Annotated in this window: 16 protein-coding genes and 1 pseudogene; 8 read left to right on the forward strand and 9 right to left on the reverse strand. The window is 74.5% G+C overall.

The window, feature by feature from the left end:
• Nucleotides 1-209: 209 nt before the first annotated feature.
• Both RM844_RS31460 and RM844_RS31465 read right to left on the reverse strand, forming a co-directional pair.
• Nucleotides 210-1,199: a hypothetical protein gene (locus RM844_RS31460; protein ID WP_311670860.1), complete on the reverse strand. Its 990-nt coding sequence runs from the start codon at nt 1,197-1,199 to the stop codon at nt 210-212.
• Between the two features lie 144 nt (nt 1,200-1,343).
• The gene (locus RM844_RS31465) at nt 1,344-2,516 is read right to left on the reverse strand and encodes a PP2C family protein-serine/threonine phosphatase (RefSeq protein ID WP_311670861.1); all 1,173 of its coding nucleotides are present in this window, start codon (nt 2,514-2,516) and stop codon (nt 1,344-1,346) included.
• Between the two features lie 170 nt (nt 2,517-2,686).
• On the opposite strand from RM844_RS31465, the gene recO reads away from it, so the two are divergent.
• The gene (recO, locus tag RM844_RS31470; RefSeq protein WP_311670862.1) at nt 2,687-3,436 is read left to right on the forward strand and encodes a DNA repair protein RecO; all 750 of its coding nucleotides are present in this window, start codon (nt 2,687-2,689) and stop codon (nt 3,434-3,436) included.
• Between the two features lie 121 nt (nt 3,437-3,557).
• Nucleotides 3,558-4,379 (forward strand): isoprenyl transferase, encoded by an 822-nt coding sequence (locus tag RM844_RS31475; protein WP_311670863.1) that lies wholly within the window; start codon nt 3,558-3,560, stop codon nt 4,377-4,379.
• A 124-nt stretch (nt 4,380-4,503) separates the two neighbouring features.
• On the opposite strand, the gene RM844_RS31480 is transcribed toward RM844_RS31475, so the two are convergent.
• The 4 genes from RM844_RS31480 to RM844_RS31495 form a co-directional block, all read right to left on the reverse strand.
• Nucleotides 4,504-4,926: a Fur family transcriptional regulator gene (locus RM844_RS31480; protein ID WP_311670864.1), complete on the reverse strand. Its 423-nt coding sequence runs from the start codon at nt 4,924-4,926 to the stop codon at nt 4,504-4,506.
• Nucleotides 4,927-4,991: 65 nt separating this feature from the next.
• Entirely contained in the window at nt 4,992-5,870 is an 879-nt protein-coding gene (locus RM844_RS31485) for a metal ABC transporter permease (protein WP_311670875.1), read from the reverse strand.
• Nucleotides 5,871-5,908: 38 nt separating this feature from the next.
• A complete protein-coding gene (locus RM844_RS31490; protein ID WP_311670865.1) occupies nt 5,909-6,679 on the reverse strand; it encodes a metal ABC transporter ATP-binding protein in 771 nt (256 codons plus the stop codon).
• 132 nt (nt 6,680-6,811) lie between these two features.
• Nucleotides 6,812-7,933: a metal ABC transporter substrate-binding protein gene (locus RM844_RS31495; RefSeq protein ID WP_394814640.1), complete on the reverse strand. Its 1,122-nt coding sequence runs from the start codon at nt 7,931-7,933 to the stop codon at nt 6,812-6,814.
• 207 nt (nt 7,934-8,140) lie between these two features.
• On the opposite strand from RM844_RS31495, the gene RM844_RS31500 reads away from it, so the two are divergent.
• The 5 genes from RM844_RS31500 to RM844_RS31520 all read left to right on the forward strand — a co-directional run bounded on the left by RM844_RS31500 (nt 8,141) and on the right by RM844_RS31520 (nt 13,306).
• Nucleotides 8,141-9,523, forward strand: coding sequence for a glycine--tRNA ligase (locus tag RM844_RS31500; protein WP_311670867.1), 1,383 nt, complete (start codon nt 8,141-8,143; stop codon nt 9,521-9,523).
• Nucleotides 9,524-9,750: 227 nt separating this feature from the next.
• On the forward strand, nt 9,751-10,896 hold the full coding sequence (gene dusB / locus RM844_RS31505; RefSeq protein WP_311670868.1) for a tRNA dihydrouridine synthase DusB: 1,146 nt from the start codon (nt 9,751-9,753) through the stop codon (nt 10,894-10,896).
• Between the two features lie 63 nt (nt 10,897-10,959).
• Entirely contained in the window at nt 10,960-11,592 is a 633-nt protein-coding gene (locus RM844_RS31510; protein ID WP_311670869.1) for a DUF4291 domain-containing protein, read from the forward strand.
• The gene (locus RM844_RS31515) at nt 11,589-12,476 is read left to right on the forward strand and encodes a GNAT family N-acetyltransferase (RefSeq protein ID WP_311670870.1); all 888 of its coding nucleotides are present in this window, start codon (nt 11,589-11,591) and stop codon (nt 12,474-12,476) included. Before RM844_RS31510 ends, RM844_RS31515 begins: the two co-directional genes overlap by 4 nt.
• A gap of 143 nt (nt 12,477-12,619) precedes the next feature.
• On the forward strand, nt 12,620-13,306 hold the full coding sequence (locus RM844_RS31520) for a GOLPH3/VPS74 family protein (protein WP_311670871.1): 687 nt from the start codon (nt 12,620-12,622) through the stop codon (nt 13,304-13,306).
• Nucleotides 13,307-13,604: 298 nt separating this feature from the next.
• Here RM844_RS31520 and RM844_RS31525 read toward each other — a convergent pair whose 3' ends face one another.
• Entirely contained in the window at nt 13,605-15,509 is a 1,905-nt protein-coding gene (locus tag RM844_RS31525) for an amylo-alpha-1,6-glucosidase (RefSeq protein WP_311670872.1), read from the reverse strand.
• A gap of 111 nt (nt 15,510-15,620) precedes the next feature.
• Entirely contained in the window at nt 15,621-17,015 is a 1,395-nt protein-coding gene (locus RM844_RS31530; protein WP_311670873.1) for an MGH1-like glycoside hydrolase domain-containing protein, read from the reverse strand.
• Between the two features lie 167 nt (nt 17,016-17,182).
• Between RM844_RS31530 and RM844_RS31535 the strand changes: the two genes are divergently transcribed.
• The gene (locus RM844_RS31535) at nt 17,183-18,379 is read left to right on the forward strand and encodes an ROK family transcriptional regulator (RefSeq protein WP_311670874.1); all 1,197 of its coding nucleotides are present in this window, start codon (nt 17,183-17,185) and stop codon (nt 18,377-18,379) included.
• A gap of 283 nt (nt 18,380-18,662) precedes the next feature.
• Here the strand turns inward: RM844_RS31535 and RM844_RS31540 are convergent.
• Nucleotides 18,663-18,787: pseudogene (locus RM844_RS31540) on the reverse strand (transglycosylase SLT domain-containing protein); the annotation flags it as partial.

The raw sequence follows: 18,787 nt of genomic DNA on the forward strand, positions 1-18,787 counted from the left end.
CCCCAGACCCCCGCCCCCAGACCCGCGCCCCTGGACCCCGCCCCAGACCCGCGCCTCCGCGCACCGGCACCCGCGCCCCCGCAACCGGACCCCGCGCCTCCGCGCACCGGCACCCGCGCCTCCGCGCACCGGACCCCGCGCCTCCGCGCACCGGCACCCGCGCGCCCGGAACGTCGCGCCCGGAACCCCGTCGGAGCCCCTCCGGGCGCTCACAACGCCCGCAGCGCGTCCGTCAGGTCGGTGTCGCCGTCCAGCAGCCGCCCCGGCCGCTGCTCCGGCCGGTCGGGGACGGTCACCGCCACCCCGGGCGAGCCGCCGGGCCCGTCCAGGGCCGCCACCTCCGCCCCCGCGTACCGGGCCTGCCCGGCCGTCACCTCCGCCCGCAGCCGCTCCTGGGCGTCCGCCGCGGTGTCCTCGTCCGCGGTCACCGCGCACAGCACCGTCGAGGTGTCGTCCACCGCGGCGGCCCGGTGCCCGATGGCGTAGAACGGCACCGCCGAGCCCTCGACCGCCTCCACGAAGTCCGCCCGGTAGACCTCGCCGAGGCAGGCCGCCAGGTCCCGGTAGGGGTCCCGGTCGGCCAGCGGCGCCCCGGACGCCTCGGTCCTGGCCGGGTCCAGCTGCTCGTCCCCCCAGCGCACCCGGTGCTCCTCGACCATCAGCCCCAGGCCCCTGCCGTGGTGGACCCACACCTGGCCGGCTTCGGTCTCCCGCTCGGTGAAGCCGTCGGCGGCCAGGTTCCCGGTGATCTCGGCGACCTCGAACGTGCCGTCCCAGTAGCCGTAGGGCGCGGAGAAGTCCACGGTCACCGTGGCCTCGGCGTGCTCCGGGTCCAGGCCGTAGCGCTCGGCCGGGAAGTCCCTGAGGTTGAGCAGCGGGGTGCCGAGCCGGGCGACGAACGCGAACCGGTCCTCGTCCTCGGCGCGCAGCTCGTTGGCCCTGGCCGCGTCCACGTAGGTGAGGCCGGTCGGCGGCGGCGTCTCGTACCGCGCCTCGTCCAGCGCGGCCAGCAGCTCCGCGCCCGGCCCCTCGCCCTCGCGCGCCTGGAGCGTGCAGCCGGTGCCGCCCAGCACCGCGAGCAGGGTGGCCACCGCGGCGCCGGCGTGCCGCCGCCGGGCGCGGCGGCCGGTGGCCTCGGGTCTGACGGTGTCCTGGTCGGCCGGCGCGCCGTCCGCCGGGTGAAGTCGCACTGCTGACATGACCCGGAGCGTAGTACTCCGCATGACCGTCTCATCACCCCGGGTAGTGTCTTCGCCACGGTTGACCGGCTCCCCGGGCCCCCTCGTCGCCCGGCCCCCACGGTCCCGCACGGCCTCGCCACCGCCCACACTCCCGCCCCCGGCTCAGTCGAGGGCCAAGCCGCCCGGTGGCGGTCGTGGGTCGCGACGGACCGCGAGGAGGGTGGTGTCGTCGGTGAGCCGGCCCCCGGTGTGCCGCAGCACCGCCTCCTCGATCAGCCCGACCAGCGCCCGCGGCGCGGTGTCGGTGGCCCGGCCCAGCTCCTCCTCGACCGGCAGGAACTGGTTGGCGCGGTTCCTGGCCTCGCTGACCCCGTCCGTGTACAGCAGCAGCGTCGCCTCGGCGGGGAACGGCACCCGCCGGACCGGCGGCAGCGCCCCGGTCAGTTCGGTCAGCCCCAGCGGGGCGCCGTCCCCCTCCGGGAGCGCCCAGATCCGCTCCGGGGTGACCGCGTAGGGCGCCTCGTGGCCGAAGTTGACCATTTCCAGCCCGCCGGTGTCCCGGGCGGGCAGCCCCACCAGCACCGCGGTGGCGAACCGCTCGCCCCGCTCGCCGAGCAGCGCCATGTAGCGGTTGTGCCGCCGCATCCGGCTCTCCAGCCGTTCCGCCACCACCGCCAGGTCGGCCTCGTAGTAGGCCGCCTCCCGGAAGGCGCTCAGCAGCGCCGCCGCCGCGTCCACCGCGCTGGTGCCCTTCCCCTGCACGTCGCCCAGCAGCACCCGCGGGCCGTACGGGGACGGCTGCACGTCGAAGAAGTCCCCGCCCACCTTGGTCGCCCGTTCCGCCGCCAGGTAGAGGTTGGCCGTCTCCACCCCGCCGATCCGGGACGGGATCGGCCGCAGCACCGCCAGCCGGGTGGCCTGGGCGGCGTCCTCCAGCTGCCGCACCAGGTGGTAGGCGCGCAGCCGCAGGGCGCTGGCCAGCACCGACAGCACGCAGGCCGTGACCACCAGCAGGAAGTCGCTGAGCCCGACCGGGTACCGGTGGTCGAGCGAGTACTCCAGCCACCCCACCGTCACCAGGGTGCCCAGCGCGAAGCCGACCGTGGTCCACACGCCGCAGGTCGCCGCGGCCAGTGCCGGCACCAGCCCCAGCCAGGTGACGATCCGCAGGTGTTCGGGCGCGGTCCAGTCGGCCACCACCAGGCTGGCCAGCAGCACGGACGGCAGCAGCCAGGACACGTTCCACCGCCCGGCCCGGATCGGTGGCTCCAGCACCGGAACGTCGGGGTCGGTGGCCCACCAGCGACGCGGACGGAGCCGGAGTAGACGGTTCACCCTCCCACCATCGGGGATCAGCCCGCCCGTCGCCCGACCGGCACCGCCGAACGGCCCCGGCACCGCCGAACGGCCCCGCCGTCGCCGAACCGGCCCCGCCGTCGCGTGACCGGCCCCGGCACCGCCGACCGGGCGGTGGGCGGCGCGCGGTCCCGGGCGACAATGGCGGCATGACCCTGTTCCGCGACGACGGCATCGTGCTGCGTACCCAGAAGCTGGGTGAGGCAGACCGGATCATCACCCTGCTCACCCGGGGGCACGGCCGGGTGCGGGCGGTGGCGCGCGGGGTGCGCAGGACCAAGTCCAAGTTCGGGGCCCGGCTGGAGCCCTTCAGCCACGTCGACGTCCAGTTCTTCTCCCGGGGCAGCACCCTGGTCGGGCGGAGCCTGCCGCTGTGCACCCAGACCGAGAGCATCGCCCCCTACGGGCGCCCCATCGTCGCCGACTACGGCCGCTACACCGCCGGCACCGCGATGCTGGAGACGGCGGAACGGTTCACCGACCACGAGGGCGAGCCCAACGTCCAGCAGTACCTGCTGCTGGTCGGCGGGCTGCGGACGCTGGCCGCCGGGGAGCACACCCCCGGGCTGGTGCTGGACGCGTTCCTGCTGCGTTCGCTGGCGGTGGGTGGCTACGCGCCCAGCTTCGCCGACTGCGCCCGCTGCGGGCTGCCCGGGCCCAACCGGTTCTTCTCGGTCGCCGCCGGCGGCTCGATATGCGTCGACTGCCGGGTGCCGGGCAGCGTGGTGCCGTCCCCCGAGGCGCTGACGCTGCTCGGCGCGCTGCTCACCGGGGACTGGGCGACGGCCGACGCGACGGAGGCCCGCCATGTCCGGGAGGGCAACGGGCTGGTCTCGGCCTATCTGCACTGGCATCTCGAACGGGGCCTGCGCTCGCTGCGGTTCGTCCGCGAGGCATGACACCCCCGCGGTGCCCGCGCGGCGGGCCCCGCGCGCTGGCCGTGGCCCGTTCACCGGGTTCGATCGCCCGGCGGGGAAGGGATACGCTCCGGACAGGACCGTCCGACCACTGGAGTGCCCCATGAGCCGCCGCGGAATACTGTCCCGGCAGCGTCGCGACTATCGCGTCCCCTTCCCCCACCCGAGCGGGGCCCGCCCGCCCCGGCTCCCGTCCGAGCTGATCCCCCAGCACGTGGCCATCGTGATGGACGGCAACGGCCGTTGGGCGAAGGAGCGCGGGCTGCCGCGCACCGAGGGCCACAAGGTCGGCGAGAGCGTGGTGCTCGACGTGGTCGCCGGCTGCCTGGAGCTGGGCGTCAAGAACCTCTCGCTCTACGCGTTCTCGACCGAGAACTGGAAGCGTTCGCCCGAAGAGGTGCGGTTCCTGATGGCTTTCAACCGGGACGTGATCGCCCGGCGCACCACGGAGCTGAACGAGCTGGGGGTGCGCGTCCGCTGGGCCGGACGCGAGCCCAAGCTGTGGAAGTCCGTGGTCAACAAGCTGAAGTACGCCGAGGAGGTCACCCGCGACAACGACGCGATGACCCTCTACATGTGCGTCAACTACGGCGGCCGGGCCGAGTTGGTGGACGCCACCACCAAGCTCGCCGAGGACGTCCGCGCCGGCCGGCTCTCCCCGGACAAGGTCAGCGAGAAGACCATCGCGCGTTACCTCTACCACCCGGACATGCCGGACGTGGACCTCTTCCTGCGGCCCTCCGGCGAGCAGCGGATCTCCAACTACCTGATCTGGCAGAGCGCCTACGCCGAGATGGTCTACCAGGACGTGCTCTGGCCGGACTTCGACCGCCGCAACCTGTGGGACGCCTGCGTCGAGTACGCCTCCCGGGACCGCCGCTTCGGCGGCGCCATCCCCAACGAGCTGCGCGACGGCGCCCGCTGACCCCCCGCGTTCCCCGCCACCACCCGGCGGCGGGGAACGGCACGGCGGGTGGCGGCGCGGGCGGGGAACGGCACGGCGGGTGGTGCACGGCCGGGTGCGGCCCGGCGGCCGGAGTGGTCCGGCGTCAGCTCCGCCGGCTGGCCGCCGCGCAGTCCCCGCAGGTCCCGAAGACCTCCAGAGTGTGGTCCACGTCCACGAAGCCGTGCTCGCTGGCGATGGCGTCGGCCCAGCGCTCCACGGCCGGGCCCTCGACCTCGACCGCCTTGCCGCAGGAGCGGCAGACCAGATGGTGGTGGTGGTCGCCGGTGCTGCACCGGCGGTAGACGGCCTCGCCGTCGTTGGTGCGCAGCACGTCCACCTCGCCCGCCTCGGCGAGCGACTGAAGGGTGCGGTAGACCGTGGTCAGCCCAACCGAGTCCCCCCGGTGCTTGAGCATGTCGTGCAGCTCCTGCGCGCTGCGGAACTCGTCCACGTCGGCCAGCGCCGCGGCCACCGCCGCCCGCTGCCGAGTCGAGCGTCCGCGAACCGGCGGTTCTGCCGTCCCCACGGGGTACCTCCCTGCCACGTACTTCGCATCCCCTGCCGGCCCAGGGTAGCCCCTCGGCCGGTCGTTCACGGACGCCCGGCCGGCACCGGATCGGCCGGCCGCTCGGCGGCCACCGCTCCCGGGGCCCGTCGCGCCCGCCGTCTGGCCAACGGCAGCGCCAGCACCGAGATCAGCGCGAAGAGGCCGATGGCCAGCAGCACGATGGTGGCGCCCGGCGGCACGTCGGCGTAGTACGAGGTGCTCGTCCCGGCCACCGCGACCAGCACGCCGAAGCCCACCGCCAGCGCGAAGGTCGCCGCGAACCCGCGGCTGATCTGCTGCGCCGCCACCACCGGGATCACCATCAGCGCGCTGACCAGCAGCAGCCCGACCACCCGCATCGCCACCGTGACGGTGGCCGCCGCGGTGATCGCCAGCAGCAGGTTCAGCGTCCGCACCGGCAGCCCGGTCACCCGGGCGAACTCCTCGTCCTGGCAGACCGCGAAGAGCTGCCGCCGCAGCCCGACCGTGACCAGCAGCACCAGCGCGGAGAGCACCATGATCGCGGTGATGTCGGACGGCGAGACGGTGGTCACCGAGCCCCACAGGTACGACGTCAGATTGGCCGTGGAACCGCCGGGCGCCAGGTTGACGATCATCACGCCGCCCGCCATGCCCCCGTAGAAGAGCATCGCCAGCGCCACGTCCCCCCTGGCCCGGCCCGAGGAGCGCAGCAGCTCCATGGCCACCGCGCCGACCGCGGAGACCGCCACCGCCATCCACACCGGGCTCGCGTTGAGCAGGAAGCCCAGCGCCACCCCGGTCAGCGCCACGTGTCCGATGCCGTCGCCCATCAGCGCCTGCCGGCGCTGCACCAGGTAGATCCCGACCGCCGGCGCGGCCAGGCCGATCAGCAGCGCGGAGAGCAGCGCCCGCTGCATGAACGGGTAGTCGAGCAGTTCCAGCACGCCGGAGCCGGCGAGCGTGGTGGCCGTCGTGGTCATCAGAAGATCCCGGTCTGCAGGGTGGGTTCGGCCGACGGCTCCAGCTCGTCCGCCGGGTGGCAGGGGTGGCTGCCCTCCGGCAGCCCGGCCGGGTGCTCCACGGTCCGCTCCACCCGACCGTGGCCGAGCACCACGGCCCGGTCGATCAGCGGGGCCAGCGGCCCCAGCTCGTGCAGCACCAGCAGCACCGAGGCGCCGCTGTCGACCGCGGTCCGCAGCGTCGCGGCCAGCACCTCCTGGCTGGCCAGGTCGACGCCGGCCAGCGGCTCGTCCATCACCAGCAGCTCGGGCTCGGCGGCCAGCGCGCGGGCGATCAGCACCCGCTGGTGCTGCCCGCCGGAGAGCGCGTCGACCGGCTCGCGGGCCAGCTCGGCCAGGCCGACCCGCTCGATCGCCCGGTCCACCGCGGCCCGGTCGGCGCGCCGCAGCGGGCGCAGCCGGCGGCGGGCCAGCCGGCCGGCCGCCACCACCTCCCGCACGGTGGCCGGCACCCCGCCGGCGGCGGTGGAGCGCTGCGGCACGTAGCCGACCCTGGCCCAGTCCGTGAACTTCCGCACCGGCGTGCCGAAGAGCGTCAGCGCGCCGCCGGTCACCGGCACCTGCCCGACCACGGCGCGCACCGTGGTGGACTTGCCGGAGCCGTTGGCGCCGAGCAGCGCCACCACCTCGCCGCGGTGCAGCGACAGCCGGACGCCACGCAGCACGGGACGGCCGCCCAGCTCGGCGGTGACCCCGTCGAGCGCTATGACGGGTTCGGCTTCGCGCTCCATGGCTGGCCTCCGCTTCCTCTTGCCATCCCGGCGCCCGGGGCCCGGGGTGTCCCCGGACCCCCGGGCGCGCGGGGTCTGTCTCTCACGATGCGGCATGCCGCCGGCGTCCGCGCGCGGCGGGCGCCGCCCGGGTCAGCCGCCGAGCGCCGTCTGGAGCGCGGCCAGGTTGGCCCGCATGACCTCCAGGTAGTCAGCGCCGGCGGACTCCTCGGTGATTCCCTCCAGCGGGTCGAGGACCGCGGTCTGGAGCCCCAGGTCGTCGGCGAGGGTGCGCGCGGTCTCGTCGCTGACCAGGGTCTCGAAGAAGATCGTGGTCACCCCGTCGGCCTCGGCGATCTCCCGCAGCTCCCGCATCCTGGCCCCGCTGGGCTCGGACTCCGGGTCGAGGCCGGTGATCGACTCCTCGTGCAGGCCGTAGCGGGCCGCCAGGTAGCCGAAGGCGGAGTGGGTGGTGATGAAGGTGTCGCCCTCGAACTCGGCGAGTCCCTCGGTGAACTCCGCGTCCAGCGCGTCCAGCTCGTTGATCAACTCGGTGGCGTTGGCCTCGAAGTCGGCCATGTGGTCGGGGTCGGCGTTGGTCAGTGCCGCGGCCACGCCCATGGCGAGCTGGCCGTACTTCGCCGGGTCCAGCCAGATGTGCGGGTCGAGCCCGTCGATGTCGTGGTCGTGGCTGTGCCCGTGGTCGTCGTGGCTGTGACCCTCGTCCGCGTGCTCGTCCTCGGCGGCGTGGCCCTCGTCGGCGTGCTCGTCGCCGTGCGCGTTGCCCTCGTCGGCGTGCTCGTCGTCGTGGGTGTTGCCCTCGTCGGCGTGCTCGCCCTCGCCCTCGGCCTCCTCCTCGTGGCTCTCCAGCGAGGTGAAGCCGGTCACGTCGGCGATCTCGCCGGTGGCCGACTGCGCGATCGCCTCGTCCACGGCCGGCTGGAGACCCTGCAGGTAGACCACCACGTCGGCGTCCGCCACCTGAGCGGTCTGCTGGGGGCTGATGTCCAGGTCGTGCGGCTCGACGCCGGGCCCGGTGAGGGTGCTGACCGAGACGTGCTCGCCGCCGATCCGCTCCGCGAGGAAGGCCATCGGGTAGAAGGACGCGACCACGTCCAGCGGGCCGTCCGAGGTGCCGGCGGAGTCGCCCCCGGCCTCGTCGTCGAAGAGGCCGCAGCCGGTCAGCGTGAGCAGACTGGTAGCGGCGAGCGCCGCGGTGGCGGCGGTGGCTATTCGGGGGCGCGCGCGGCGGCGTCGGTCGGTCATGACAGCCATTTTCAGGACAACTGGAAACGATTGTCAAATGGGTCAAGGGTGTGACGAAAAGGATCTTTTCGTGATCGGCGAAGGCCCAGGTCCGGCGATCTTCCGCCGTGAGACCGGAGCGCGGGGCCGATACCCGGCAACCGATTTGTTGTTGCCCCCGTAAGCGCCGGTAACCTGAGGCGATTCCCTGTCTCCCCTCGTCCTGAAGAGAGCACCGTGGCCGCCGACAAGATCGACACTATCGTCAGCCTCAGCAAGCGCCGTGGCTTCGTCTACCCCTGCAGTGAGATCTACGGCGGTCAGCGGGCCGCCTGGGACTACGGCCCCCTGGGCGTGGAGCTGAAGGAGAACATCAAGCGCCAGTGGTGGCGGGCCATGGTCACCTCGCGGGACGACGTGGTGGGGATCGACTCCTCGGTCATCCTGGCCACCGAGGTCTGGGAGGCCTCGGGCCACGTGGCCACGTTCACCGACCCGCTCACCGAGTGCACCTCCTGCCACAAGCGGTTCCGCGCGGACCACCTGGAGGAGGCGTACGAGGCCAAGCACGGCCACCTGCCGGCGTCCGGCCTCGCCGACGTGAACTGCCCCAACTGCGGCAACAAGGGCGCCTTCACCGAGCCCAAGCAGTTCTCCGGCCTGCTCTCCACCCACCTGGGCCCGGCCCAGGACTCGGCCTCCGTGGCCTACCTGCGCCCCGAGACCGCGCAGGGCATCTTCACCAACTTCGCCTCCGTCCAGCAGACCTCGCGCCGCAAGCCGCCGTTCGGCATCGCCCAGATCGGCAAGTCCTTCCGGAACGAGATCACGCCGGGCAACTTCATCTTCCGAACCCGCGAGTTCGAGCAGATGGAGATGGAGTTCTTCGTCAAGCCGGGCGAGGACGAGCAGTGGCACGTCTACTGGATGGAGCAGCGCTACAACTGGTACCGCGACCTCGGCATCTCCGAGGACAACATCCGCTGGTACGAGCACCCCAAGGAGAAGCTCTCCCACTACTCCAAGCGCACGGCGGACATCGAGTACCGCTTCCGCTTCGGTGGCTCCGAGTGGGGTGAGCTGGAGGGTGTGGCCAACCGCACCGACTACGACCTCAACGCGCACTCCAAGGCCTCCGGCCAGGACCTCAGCTACTTCGACCAGGAGGCCGGCGAGCGCTGGACCCCCTACGTCATCGAGCCGGCCGCCGGCGTGGGGCGCGCCATGCTCGCCTTCATGCTGGACGCCTACTGGGAGGACGAGGCCCCCAACGCCAAGGGGAAGATGGAGAAGCGCGCCGTGATGCGCTTCGACCCGAGGCTCGCCCCGGTGAAGGTCGCGGTGCTGCCGCTGTCCCGGAACCCGCAGCTGTCGCCCAAGGCCAAGGAGCTGGCCACGGCGCTCCGCCGGCACTGGAACATCGAGTTCGACGACGCCGGCGCCATCGGCCGCCGCTACCGCCGCCAGGACGAGATCGGCACCCCGTTCTGCGTGACCGTCGACTTCGACACCCTGGAGGACAACGCGGTCACCGTGCGCGAGCGGGACAGCATGAAGCAGGAGCGGGTCTCGCTCGACCAGGTGGAGAGCTACCTCGGCGCCCGCCTGATCGGCTGCTGAGCGCCGGCCACGCCGGCCACGCGGCCCTCGCTTCGCCGACGGCCCGGCCGTCCCGCCGACCTGGCGGGCGGCCGGGCCGTCGGCCCGTGCCGGGGCCTGGGCCGGGCCCGCTGCCTGGCCCAGGCCCCGGGCCGCACAATGGTGGGGTGGTCCCCGGCCGGGCGGCCTTCGGCTGCCCCGGCCGCTGACCGGCTTGCCCCGCTGATCGACCGAGAAGGAACGCTCCGATGCCCCAGCCGTTGCAGATCGGCCCGCACCAGGTGACCCCGCCCGTGGTGCTGGCGCCCATGGCCGGGATCACCAACGCGCCCTTCCGCACCCTCTGCCGGGAGTTCTCCGGCGGCCGCGGCCTGTTCGTCAGCGAGATGATCACCACCAGGGCGCTGGTCGAGCGGAACGCCAAGACCATGCGGCTGGTGCACTTCGACGCCACCGAGAAGCCGCGCTCCCTCCAGCTCTACGGCGTGGACCCGGAGACCGTCGGCCGGGCCGCCCGGATGATCGCCGACGAGGACCTCGCCGACCACATCGACCTCAACTTCGGCTGCCCGGTGCCCAAGGTCACCCGCAAGGGCGGCGGCTCCGCGCTGCCCTACAAGCGGCCGCTGCTGCGCGCCATCCTGCGCGCCGCCGTCGGCAACGCGGGCGGGCTGCCGGTCACCATGAAGATGCGCAAGGGCATCGACGACGACCACCTCACCTACCTGGACGCCGGCCGGATCGCCGTGGACGAGGGCGTCACCGCCATCGCCCTGCACGGCCGCACCGCCGCCCAGCACTACGGCGGCCAGGCCGACTGGTCGGCCATCGCCCGCCTCCGCGAGGCCGTCCCGGAGATCCCGGTGATCGGCAACGGCGACATCTGGTCGGCCGCCGACGCGGTGCGGATGGTGCGCGAGACCGGCTGCGACGGGGTGGTCGTCGGCCGCGGCTGCCTGGGCCGGCCCTGGCTCTTCGGCGACCTGGTCGCCGCCTTCGACGCGCTGGCCACCGGCGCCGAACCGGCCTACGCGCGCCCCTCGTTGCGCGAGGTGGCCGCGGTGATGCTGCGGCACGCCCGGCTGTTGGGCGAGTGGCAGGAGGACGAGGCGCGCGGGGTCATCGACTTCCGCAAGCACGTCGCCTGGTACACCAAGGGCTTCACGGTCGGCTCGGAGCTGCGCCGGGCCCTCGCCGTCGCCGGCTCGCTGGACGAACTGGCCGGCCTGCTCGACCAGTTGGACCTCGACCAGCCGTGGCCAGTGGGCGCCGACGGCCCCCGCGGCCGCACCTCGGGACGCAACCGGGTGACCCTCCCGGACGGCTGGCTGGACGACCCGAACGCGGTCACCCACATCGACGCCGACGCCGAACTCGCCACCTCCGGCGGGTAGTTCCGGGCACAACGCCGCGAAACCCGGTGGTGGACCGGGCCGCCGGCCGGCCATGCTCGACCCATGACCGAGCACGACCCACGGCACGTCCCGACCCGCCAGATCCGGGCGCGCTACACCGAGGAGACCATCACCGTCTACCAGGCCTACGGCCCGCACATCGGCGGCCCGGCCGCCCGCGACGGCCGCTTCCCCGAGCACTGGAAGCGGGAGCGGATGACCTGGATCAAGCCGTCCTTCCGCTGGATGATGTACCGCTGCGGCTGGGGCGAGAAGCCCGGCCAGGAGACCGTGCTGGCCATCGAGATCAGCCGCGCCGGCTTCGCCTGGGCGCTGCGGCACGCCGCGCTCTCCCACTTCGACGCGGCCGTCCACGCCGACCACGACGCCTGGCGCGCGGCCCTGCGCACCGCCCCCACCCGGGTCCAGTGGGACCCCGAACGCGACCTGCGTCTCCAGCCGTTGGACCACCGTTCGCTGCAACTCGGCCTGTCCGGTGAGGCGGTGTCCCGCTACGCCGACGAGTGGCTGGTGGCGATCCGTGACGTCACCCCGCTCGCCCACCGTATCCACGCCCTGGTCCGCGCCGGCGACCTCGACCGGGCCAGCGAGCTGCTGCCCCCCGAACGCCCGTACCCGACGGCCGGGTTGGCGCTGGACCACCTGGTGCCGACGACCCGGGCCGGAGTGGCGTGACCGGCGCCGGTCGGGCGGCCGCTCCCCGGGAGCCCGCCGAGCTGTCCGCGATGTGCGCGCTGGCCGAGCGGTTGTGGCCGAGCCGCTGGCACGCCGGCGAGCTGGTCTGGTTCCGTCTCGTGCCGGGCGGCGAGCCGCCTGGCCACCGCACCGCGTCGTGGGAACGCGACGGGCGCACCGTCGCCTGGGCCTGGCGGCGCCCACCCGCCCGCCTCGACCTGCAGCTCGACCCGGGCCATCCGGAGCTGGCGGCGGACGTGCTGCGCTGGTTCGAGGAGGGCACGGCCGGTCAGCCGCGGCGGGTCACCGTGCTGGCGGGGGAGACCGCGCTGATCGCCACCCTGCGGGCGCGCGGCTACCGCGAGTGTGCCGGCGAGCCGTACTTCGTCCACCTCAGCCGGGGCCTCGCCGACCTGCCGGCGGCCGCCACCCCGGCCGGATACCGGTGCCGTGCCGTGCGCGGCCCGGCCGACGCCGGCCGCCGGGCGGCGCTGCACGCGGCGGCCTTCCCACCCCGCCCGGGCGACGAGCCGATCGGGCCGGACACCTACCGCACCCTCATGCGCGACCACCGCTATCTGGCCGATCTCGACCAGCTGGTGGAGACCGAGGACGGCACCCCGGCGGCCTTCTGCCTGGCCTGGCTCGACCAGACCAACCGGGCCGTGGCCCTGGAGCCGGTCGGCACCGCCCCGGCCCACCGCCGCCGAGGGCTGGCCAGCGTGGCCGTGCTGGCCGCGCTCCACCGGGCGCGCGAGCTGGGCGCGACCACGGCCCGGGTCTGCGCCCGGGGCGACGCGGCGGCCCCGGCCGCCCGTGCCACCTACGAGTCCCTCGGCTTCCGGCCCTTCGCCCGCAACCTCACCTTCCAGTACGACGGTTGACTCCGGGCCGGCGGGTGCCACCGATGACATCTGTCACGCCGCACCGGTGATCCGGCGGCACTGGCCGCGGCACCGGCGGCCCCGGAGAGTGGGGCCCACGACGGCCGGACCAGCCCGGCCGCGCGGAGCCCACGGGAGCGTCCATGGCCGACGGGAAACCCGGTGCCGAACTGATCGTCGAGGACCTGCTGTTGCTGCTGTTCAACCCCGAGTCGGGGTCGATCGCCGGCGAGGGCACCCTCTACTACCCACTCGCCGGCGCGGTGCTGGCCGACCTGGCGCGCGTGGAGCGGATCGAGATCGAGGACCGGGGCGGGCCGCGCGGCCGCCTCGTGCGCGCGGTCGGCACCCCGCCCACCGATCCGCTGCTGCGGCCGGCCTGGGACCGGGCCGCCCGCAAGCCGTGCGCGGTGCCCACCCTGCTGGCCGGGATCGGCCCCCGGCTGCGTGCCCCGGTCCTCGACCGGCTGGTCGACCGGGGCCATCTGCGGCGCGAACGCCGGGCCCGGCTCGGCCTGTTCACCACCACGACGCTGCGCGCCGGCGACACCCCGCGCCGCGCGGCCGTCCTCGGCGAGGTCCGGGCGGCGCTCGTGGACGACCCGCCCCCCGAGCCACGGACCGCCGCCCTCGCCGCGCTGCTCTCGGCGAGCGGCACCCTGCCGACGTTCCACCCGGACATCCCGTGGACCAGCCCCGTGATCACCCGTGCCAAGGCCATCGAACGCGGCGACTGGGGCGCCACGGCCGCCGCCACCGCCGTCACCAGCGCCACGACCGCGGCCATCACCTCCACCCTGGTCGCCGCGGGCGTCATCAGCGGCGAGTGACCCGACCGCCGGTCTCAGCCCACCGGCGCCGCGAAACAGAGCCCCTCGGCCGTCAGCCCGTCGCCGTAGGGGGGCTCGACACGGCCGTGACACCCGGATCGACCTCACCCACGCCCCCGGCCAGCGGCACCGCGCCACCTACGCCACCGCGCACCTGCTCCGCACCATGGCCGCGCGCTACGGCAGTCGGGACGCGCTCCGCGCCGCCGCCGTGCCGCCGGGGCTCCCCGGGGAGCCCCGTGTCGAGGACGCCCCCGGGCTGTGGTGAGTCGGCCCGGGGGCGGGGGCCCCGTCGGGCTCAGTCGGCGAGGGCGGTCAGCAGCGCGAAGGGGGCCGCCGCCGCCCAGGACTGGGGGGAGCAGGCGTGGGGGTAGGGCACCGGCTCGGGGTGGTCGGCGCGGGCGTAGCCGGTGATGACCTCCGGCATCCGGTAGTCGTGCGCGGCGGCCAGCGCCAGTAGCCCGTCGGCGAGGGCGCCGGCTCGCGGCCGGTGGCCGGCGCGGGCCAGGCCGAGGGCCGCGACGGCGCTGTCGTGCGGCCAGACACCGCCCCGGTGGTAGGAGAGCGGGTGGTAGGCGTCCTGTCCGGCGGCGAGCGTGCGCAGGCCCCAGCCGGAGAAGAACTCCGGGGCCAGCAGCCGTTCGGCGACCGCGTCGGCCCGGGGCTGGTCCAGGACGCCGGTCCACAGCAGGTGTCCGGCGTCCGAGCCGAGGGTGGGCACTTGCCGGCCGTCGCCGTCCAGCGCCAGCGCCGTGAAGCCCTCGGCCGGCAGCCAGAAGTCGGACAGAAAACGTTCCCGCAACGCGTCGGCGGCGCCGGTCAGTTGGTCGGCGTAGTCGGGGTCGGCCCAGACGGCGCGGGCCAGTTCGGCGGTGTGGGTCAGCGCCGCGTAGGCGTAGCCCTGCGGGGCGGCGGCGACGATGGCGCCGCGCGCCGGGGTGCCGTCGGGGAAGCAGATCGCGCCGGGGGAGTCCTTCCAGCTCTGGTTGGCCAGTCCGCCCTCGTCCGCGCGGTAGCGCAGGTAGCCGTGGTCGGCGAGCCCGCCGTGGTCGAACATCCAGGAGACGGCGGCCCGGGCGGCGCGCTCCAGCCGGTGGGCGAGCTTGTCGTCGCGGGTGCGTTCGGCGTGCGCGCCGAGCAGCACGAGGAACAGCGGGGTGGCGTCCACCGAGCCGAAGTAGCGGCCGTAGGGGACCTGCTGGAAGTGGGCCAACTCGCCGTGCCGGACCTCGTGGACGATCTTGCCCGGCTGGGCGATGCGCTCCGGCACCTCCTCGGTGGCCTGGGTGGCGGCCAGCGCCAGCAGCGTGTCGTGCCCCAGCTCGGGGTGGCTGTCCAGGGTCAGCAGCGAGGTGAGCAGCGCGTGCCGGCCCAGCAGGGTGAGGAACCACGGCACCCCGGCGGCCGGCACCCGCAGTGCCTCCCCCTCGGGGCCGGTCATGGGCAGTCGCAGCGCCGCCAGGTCGGCGTCGCCCTGGGCGCAGGCCCGCGCCAACTCGGCGTGCTCCGGGGCGAACCGACGGGCCGGCTGGGCGCCGGCCGGCTCCTCGGCGGCCGGCGCCGGCGCGCCATGCGGGTGGGCGGCCACCCGCAGCCGCAGCGTGGTCGAGCCGTGCGCCGGCAGCGTCAGCCGCCAGCACAGCCGGCGGGCGCCGCTGCCGGTCTCCTCGACGGCGTCCGGGGCCGGCTCGGCGGTCACCACCGTCCGCGCGTGCCACTCCCGTCGCCGGTAGCCGAACTCGATGCCGTCCGGCAGCTTCTCCCGGGTGCGGACGGCGTGCGGCTTCTGGTACCAGCGGTGGTCGTCGCGCAGCTCGAACTGGTCGGCGAAGTCGACGTCCACGGTGAGCGCCAGCAGCACCTCGATGGGCTGCGGGCCGTTCCCGTTGACCCGGATGTGGTCGAGGAACTCTCCCTGCCGCACGGCCTGTTCGCGGAAGACGGTGAAGGCGGGGGCGTCCGCCCGGCCGCCCGGCTGGGTCAGCACGGAGCCGGCGCGGTCGGCGGCCGGCCCGGTCGGCGTCGGCACCAGCACCGTCGGCGTGCCGCCGTCCACGGTGAGCTGCCAGCGGCTGAGGTGCCGGGCGTCCCGGGCGAACAGCCCGTCGGGGCTGACGCCCCGCTCACCGGTGATGTCACCGCCCTCGCCCACGGCCGCGAAGGTGCCGTCCCGGACGAGCAGACAGTGGTGCGTCGGGGTCACCGTGACTCCTTTGGGTCCATATGAACTTGGCAAGACGTGGCAAGACGTGACAGGACGTGGCGGGGGGCGTGGTGGGACGTCGCGGGGCGTCGCCCGGGGGCGGGCCGGGGCTCAGTCCAGCGCGGCGGGGACCAGTGCCGCCGGCCGGTACGCCGGCAGCTCGCCGCCGGCCGGCGGCGGCGGGTCGGCCAGCAGGTCGACGGTGACGGCGGCCGTCCAGCTGAAGTCCCGGGTGCCCCGGGCCTCTCCGGAGAACGGGTCCACGTACTCCGCGTACCCCGAACTGGCGGCCAGCCGCGTGAGGTTGGCCCGCAGCTCGTTGGCCAGCGCCAGCTCGCCGTGGCGCCGCAGGCCCCGCTCGATCAGCCAGTTCACGTTGAACCAGGCGGGGCCGCGCCAGTAGCGGGCCGGGTCGAAGCAGGGGCCGGTCAGGTCGTAGCTGGGCACCATCCGGGTCCGCTCGCCGAGGCCGAATCGCGGCCCGGTGACCGTGGCCACCAGCGCCCGCACCGTCTCCGCCGGCAGGTCGGGCAGCACCAGCGGGATCAGCCCGGCCGCGCTGTGCTCCGGGATGGGCTCGCCGGCGATCACGTCGTGACTGAGGAAGAGCCCTGACTCGGCGTGCCACAGCCGCTTCACCAGCGCCGTCGTCAGTGCCTCGGCCCGCACCAGGTGGTCGCTCGGGTCCCGCCCCAGTGCCCCGGCGATGTCGGCCAGGGCGTGCTCGGAGAGCGCCAGCAGCGCGTTGACCGCCGGGTCCTCCACGGCGAACGGGTGCCCGCAGGTGTCGTCCCGGTAGCCGTGGTCGCGGTAGTGCTCGGCCAGCCGCACGTAGCGGCCGTAGTCCAGGTCGGTCGGCCGGTCGGCGCGCCGCCCGTGGTCCAGGTCGGCGCGGTGGAAGGTGTCGCTGCCGACCGGCTCGATCCGGGACAGCGGCGGGTCCCAGCACGGGCTGTTGTCCATCCCCGACTCCCAGGGGTGGACGATCGACGCGAGCCCCCGCCCACCCAGGTCGCGCGCCTCGGTCAGGTAGCGCTGCCAGGCCACCAGCCGCGGGTAGACCCGGCGCAGGAAGCCGCGCCGCGCGGACGCGGCCGGGTCGGCCCGGTGCACCAGCCAGGCGGCCAGCGCGTGCACCGGCGGCTGCACCAGCCCCGAGGTCTCCCGGCCGGCCGGCGCCCCCACGGCCGCGCCCGCCGTCGACGAGCGCCAGAAGTCCGGGCTGGGGAAGTAGGCGGTCAGCGGCACCTCGGGATTGAACACGATGTGCGGCACCCGGCCGTCGTCCCACTGCGCGGCCAGCAGCGTCTCCAGCTCCCGCTGCGCGCGCACCGGCCACAGGTGGCGCAGCCCGACGGCGATGAACGCCGAGTCCCAGCTCCACTGGTGCGGGTAGAGCGAGCGGGACGGGACGGTGGAGGCGCCCACCCAGTTCCCCGTGAGTACGCGGCGCGCTCCGTTGTATGCGGTGGTGTGCGGACTGGTGGCCTGATCAGCGCGATCCACGTGATCTCCGAAGGACGGTGGCGCCGGCGTCGGGGGAGCGCGCGGGCGCGGTGTTTTGTCGAAGGAACCGTAGAGTTACGTCTACTTAACACGCAAAAGTACAGCTGTAATATCGACTTCACAAGCTCCAGGGGGTGAGATCTCCACCCCAGGGGAAGGCAGCGGGCATGAACCAGTCGAGCGCGGGGCACCTCCTGCGGCTGATCCGTACCGGTCGGGCCAGCACGCGGGGAGAGCTGCAACGCGTCACGGGTCTCTCCCGTTCCACCGTCGGCGGCCGGCTGGACCAGCTCTTCCGCGCCGGCTGGGTGAAGGAGAGCGCGGGCGACCCGGTGGAGGCCCCCACCGGCGGGCGCCCCGCCGTCCGGCTCCGTTTCGACACCTCGCACGCCGTGGTGCTCTGCGCCGACCTGGAGACCCGGCACGCCCGCGCCGCCGTGCTGGACCTCGGTGGCACCGTCCTCGCCGAGCACTCCGGGGAGCTGCTGGTCAGCCGGGGTCCGGACGAGGTCCTGGACCGGCTCGGGCAGTGGTTCGCGCTGCTGCTGGAGAAGGCGGGCGTCGGCGTGGACGCGGTCTGCGGCGTCGGCCTGGCCGTGCCCGGCCCGGTGGACGCCTCGCTCGGCCAGGTGGTGCAGCCGCCGATCATGCCCGGCTGGGACCGCTACCCGATCGTGGAGCGAATGCGGCACGCCCTCGCCGCCCAGGTGGGGCCGGCGGGCGCGGCGACACCGGTGCTGGTGGAGAACGACGCCAACCTGATGGCCTACGCCGAGCAGCGCCACGGCTTTCCCGACTGCTCGGCGTTTCTGCTGGTCAAGGTCTCCACCGGGATCGGCGCCGGGGTGGTGGTGGACGGCGAGATGTACCGCGGCTTCGACGGCGCGGCCGGCGACATCGGCCATATAAGGCTGAGCGACCACCCGCGGGCGCTCTGCCGCTGCGGCTCCTACGGCTGCCTGGCGGCGGTGGCCAGCGGCCGGGCCCTCGCCGAGCAGCTCACCGCCGCCGGCGTGCCCACCGCCTCGGGCTCCGGGGTGCGGGACCAGCTCACCATCGGCCAGCCGGACGCGGTCCGACTGGCGCGGGAGGCCGGCCGGCTGGTCGGCGGGGTGCTCGCCACCGTGGTCACCCTGCTCAACCCGGGGGTGCTGATGGTCGCCGGCGACCTGGCCGGGCCGTCCTTCCTGACCGGCATCAGGGAACTGCTCTACCAGCGGGCGATGCCCAGGACCACGGCCTATCTCCAGGTGGTCACCTCGCGGCTCGGCGAGCACGCGGGGCTGACCGGCGCGGCGGCCATGGTCGTCGAGTCCCTCTACGCCCCGGACCGCGCGGACCAGCGGCTCAACGAGCTGTCCTGACCGGCCCGTTCGCCCCGCGGGGGGCGCAACGGGCATCCGGGCTGGCGTGGTTGGTGGTGAAATGCGGCTTCTGCTCGCGTGATGCCCGCCACGTCTGATGGTGAACACGCTCAGATGAGCAGTATTCGGGGTAGCCTCCCGCTGTCAGGGCAGACACCCTCCCGCCGCCCCTCCCTTCCGGGCGACGGGAAACGTCGTGGCCCGCCGTCACACCTCAACCCTCAGCGGCGGCGGGCTGGGACGGACGACGGGCCGGTGCGGCTCCGGTGCTCAGGGCTCCCGGTCAGTACGCGCTGTCGACGTTGTCCATGGAGCCGTAGCGGTCGGCCGCGTAGTTGCAGGCGGCGACGATGTTGGCGACGGGGTCGTAGATGTTCTCGCTGGTGCCCTCGACGTGGTAGGCCTCGA

The organism is Streptomyces chisholmiae (assembly GCF_031845445.1).
In the GTDB taxonomy this organism is placed as follows: domain Bacteria; phylum Actinomycetota; class Actinomycetes; order Streptomycetales; family Streptomycetaceae; genus Streptomyces; species Streptomyces chisholmiae.

Excerpts from the sequence above, each read along its gene's own strand:
- RM844_RS31520 (WP_311670871.1), top strand. The coding sequence starts at position 12,620 with ATGGCCGACGGGAAACCCGGTGCCGAACTGATCGTCGAGGACCTGCTG.
- RM844_RS31495 (WP_394814640.1), bottom strand. The coding sequence starts at position 7,933 with ATGGCTGTCATGACCGACCGACGCCGCCGCGCGCGCCCCCGAATAGCC.
- recO (WP_311670862.1), top strand. The coding sequence starts at position 2,687 with ATGACCCTGTTCCGCGACGACGGCATCGTGCTGCGTACCCAGAAGCTG.
- RM844_RS31510 (WP_311670869.1), top strand. The coding sequence starts at position 10,960 with ATGACCGAGCACGACCCACGGCACGTCCCGACCCGCCAGATCCGGGCG.
- RM844_RS31475 (WP_311670863.1), top strand. The coding sequence starts at position 3,558 with ATGAGCCGCCGCGGAATACTGTCCCGGCAGCGTCGCGACTATCGCGTC.
- RM844_RS31490 (WP_311670865.1), bottom strand. The coding sequence starts at position 6,679 with ATGGAGCGCGAAGCCGAACCCGTCATAGCGCTCGACGGGGTCACCGCC.
- RM844_RS31535 (WP_311670874.1), top strand. The coding sequence starts at position 17,183 with ATGAACCAGTCGAGCGCGGGGCACCTCCTGCGGCTGATCCGTACCGGT.
- dusB (WP_311670868.1), top strand. The coding sequence starts at position 9,751 with ATGCCCCAGCCGTTGCAGATCGGCCCGCACCAGGTGACCCCGCCCGTG.
- RM844_RS31460 (WP_311670860.1), bottom strand. The coding sequence starts at position 1,199 with ATGTCAGCAGTGCGACTTCACCCGGCGGACGGCGCGCCGGCCGACCAG.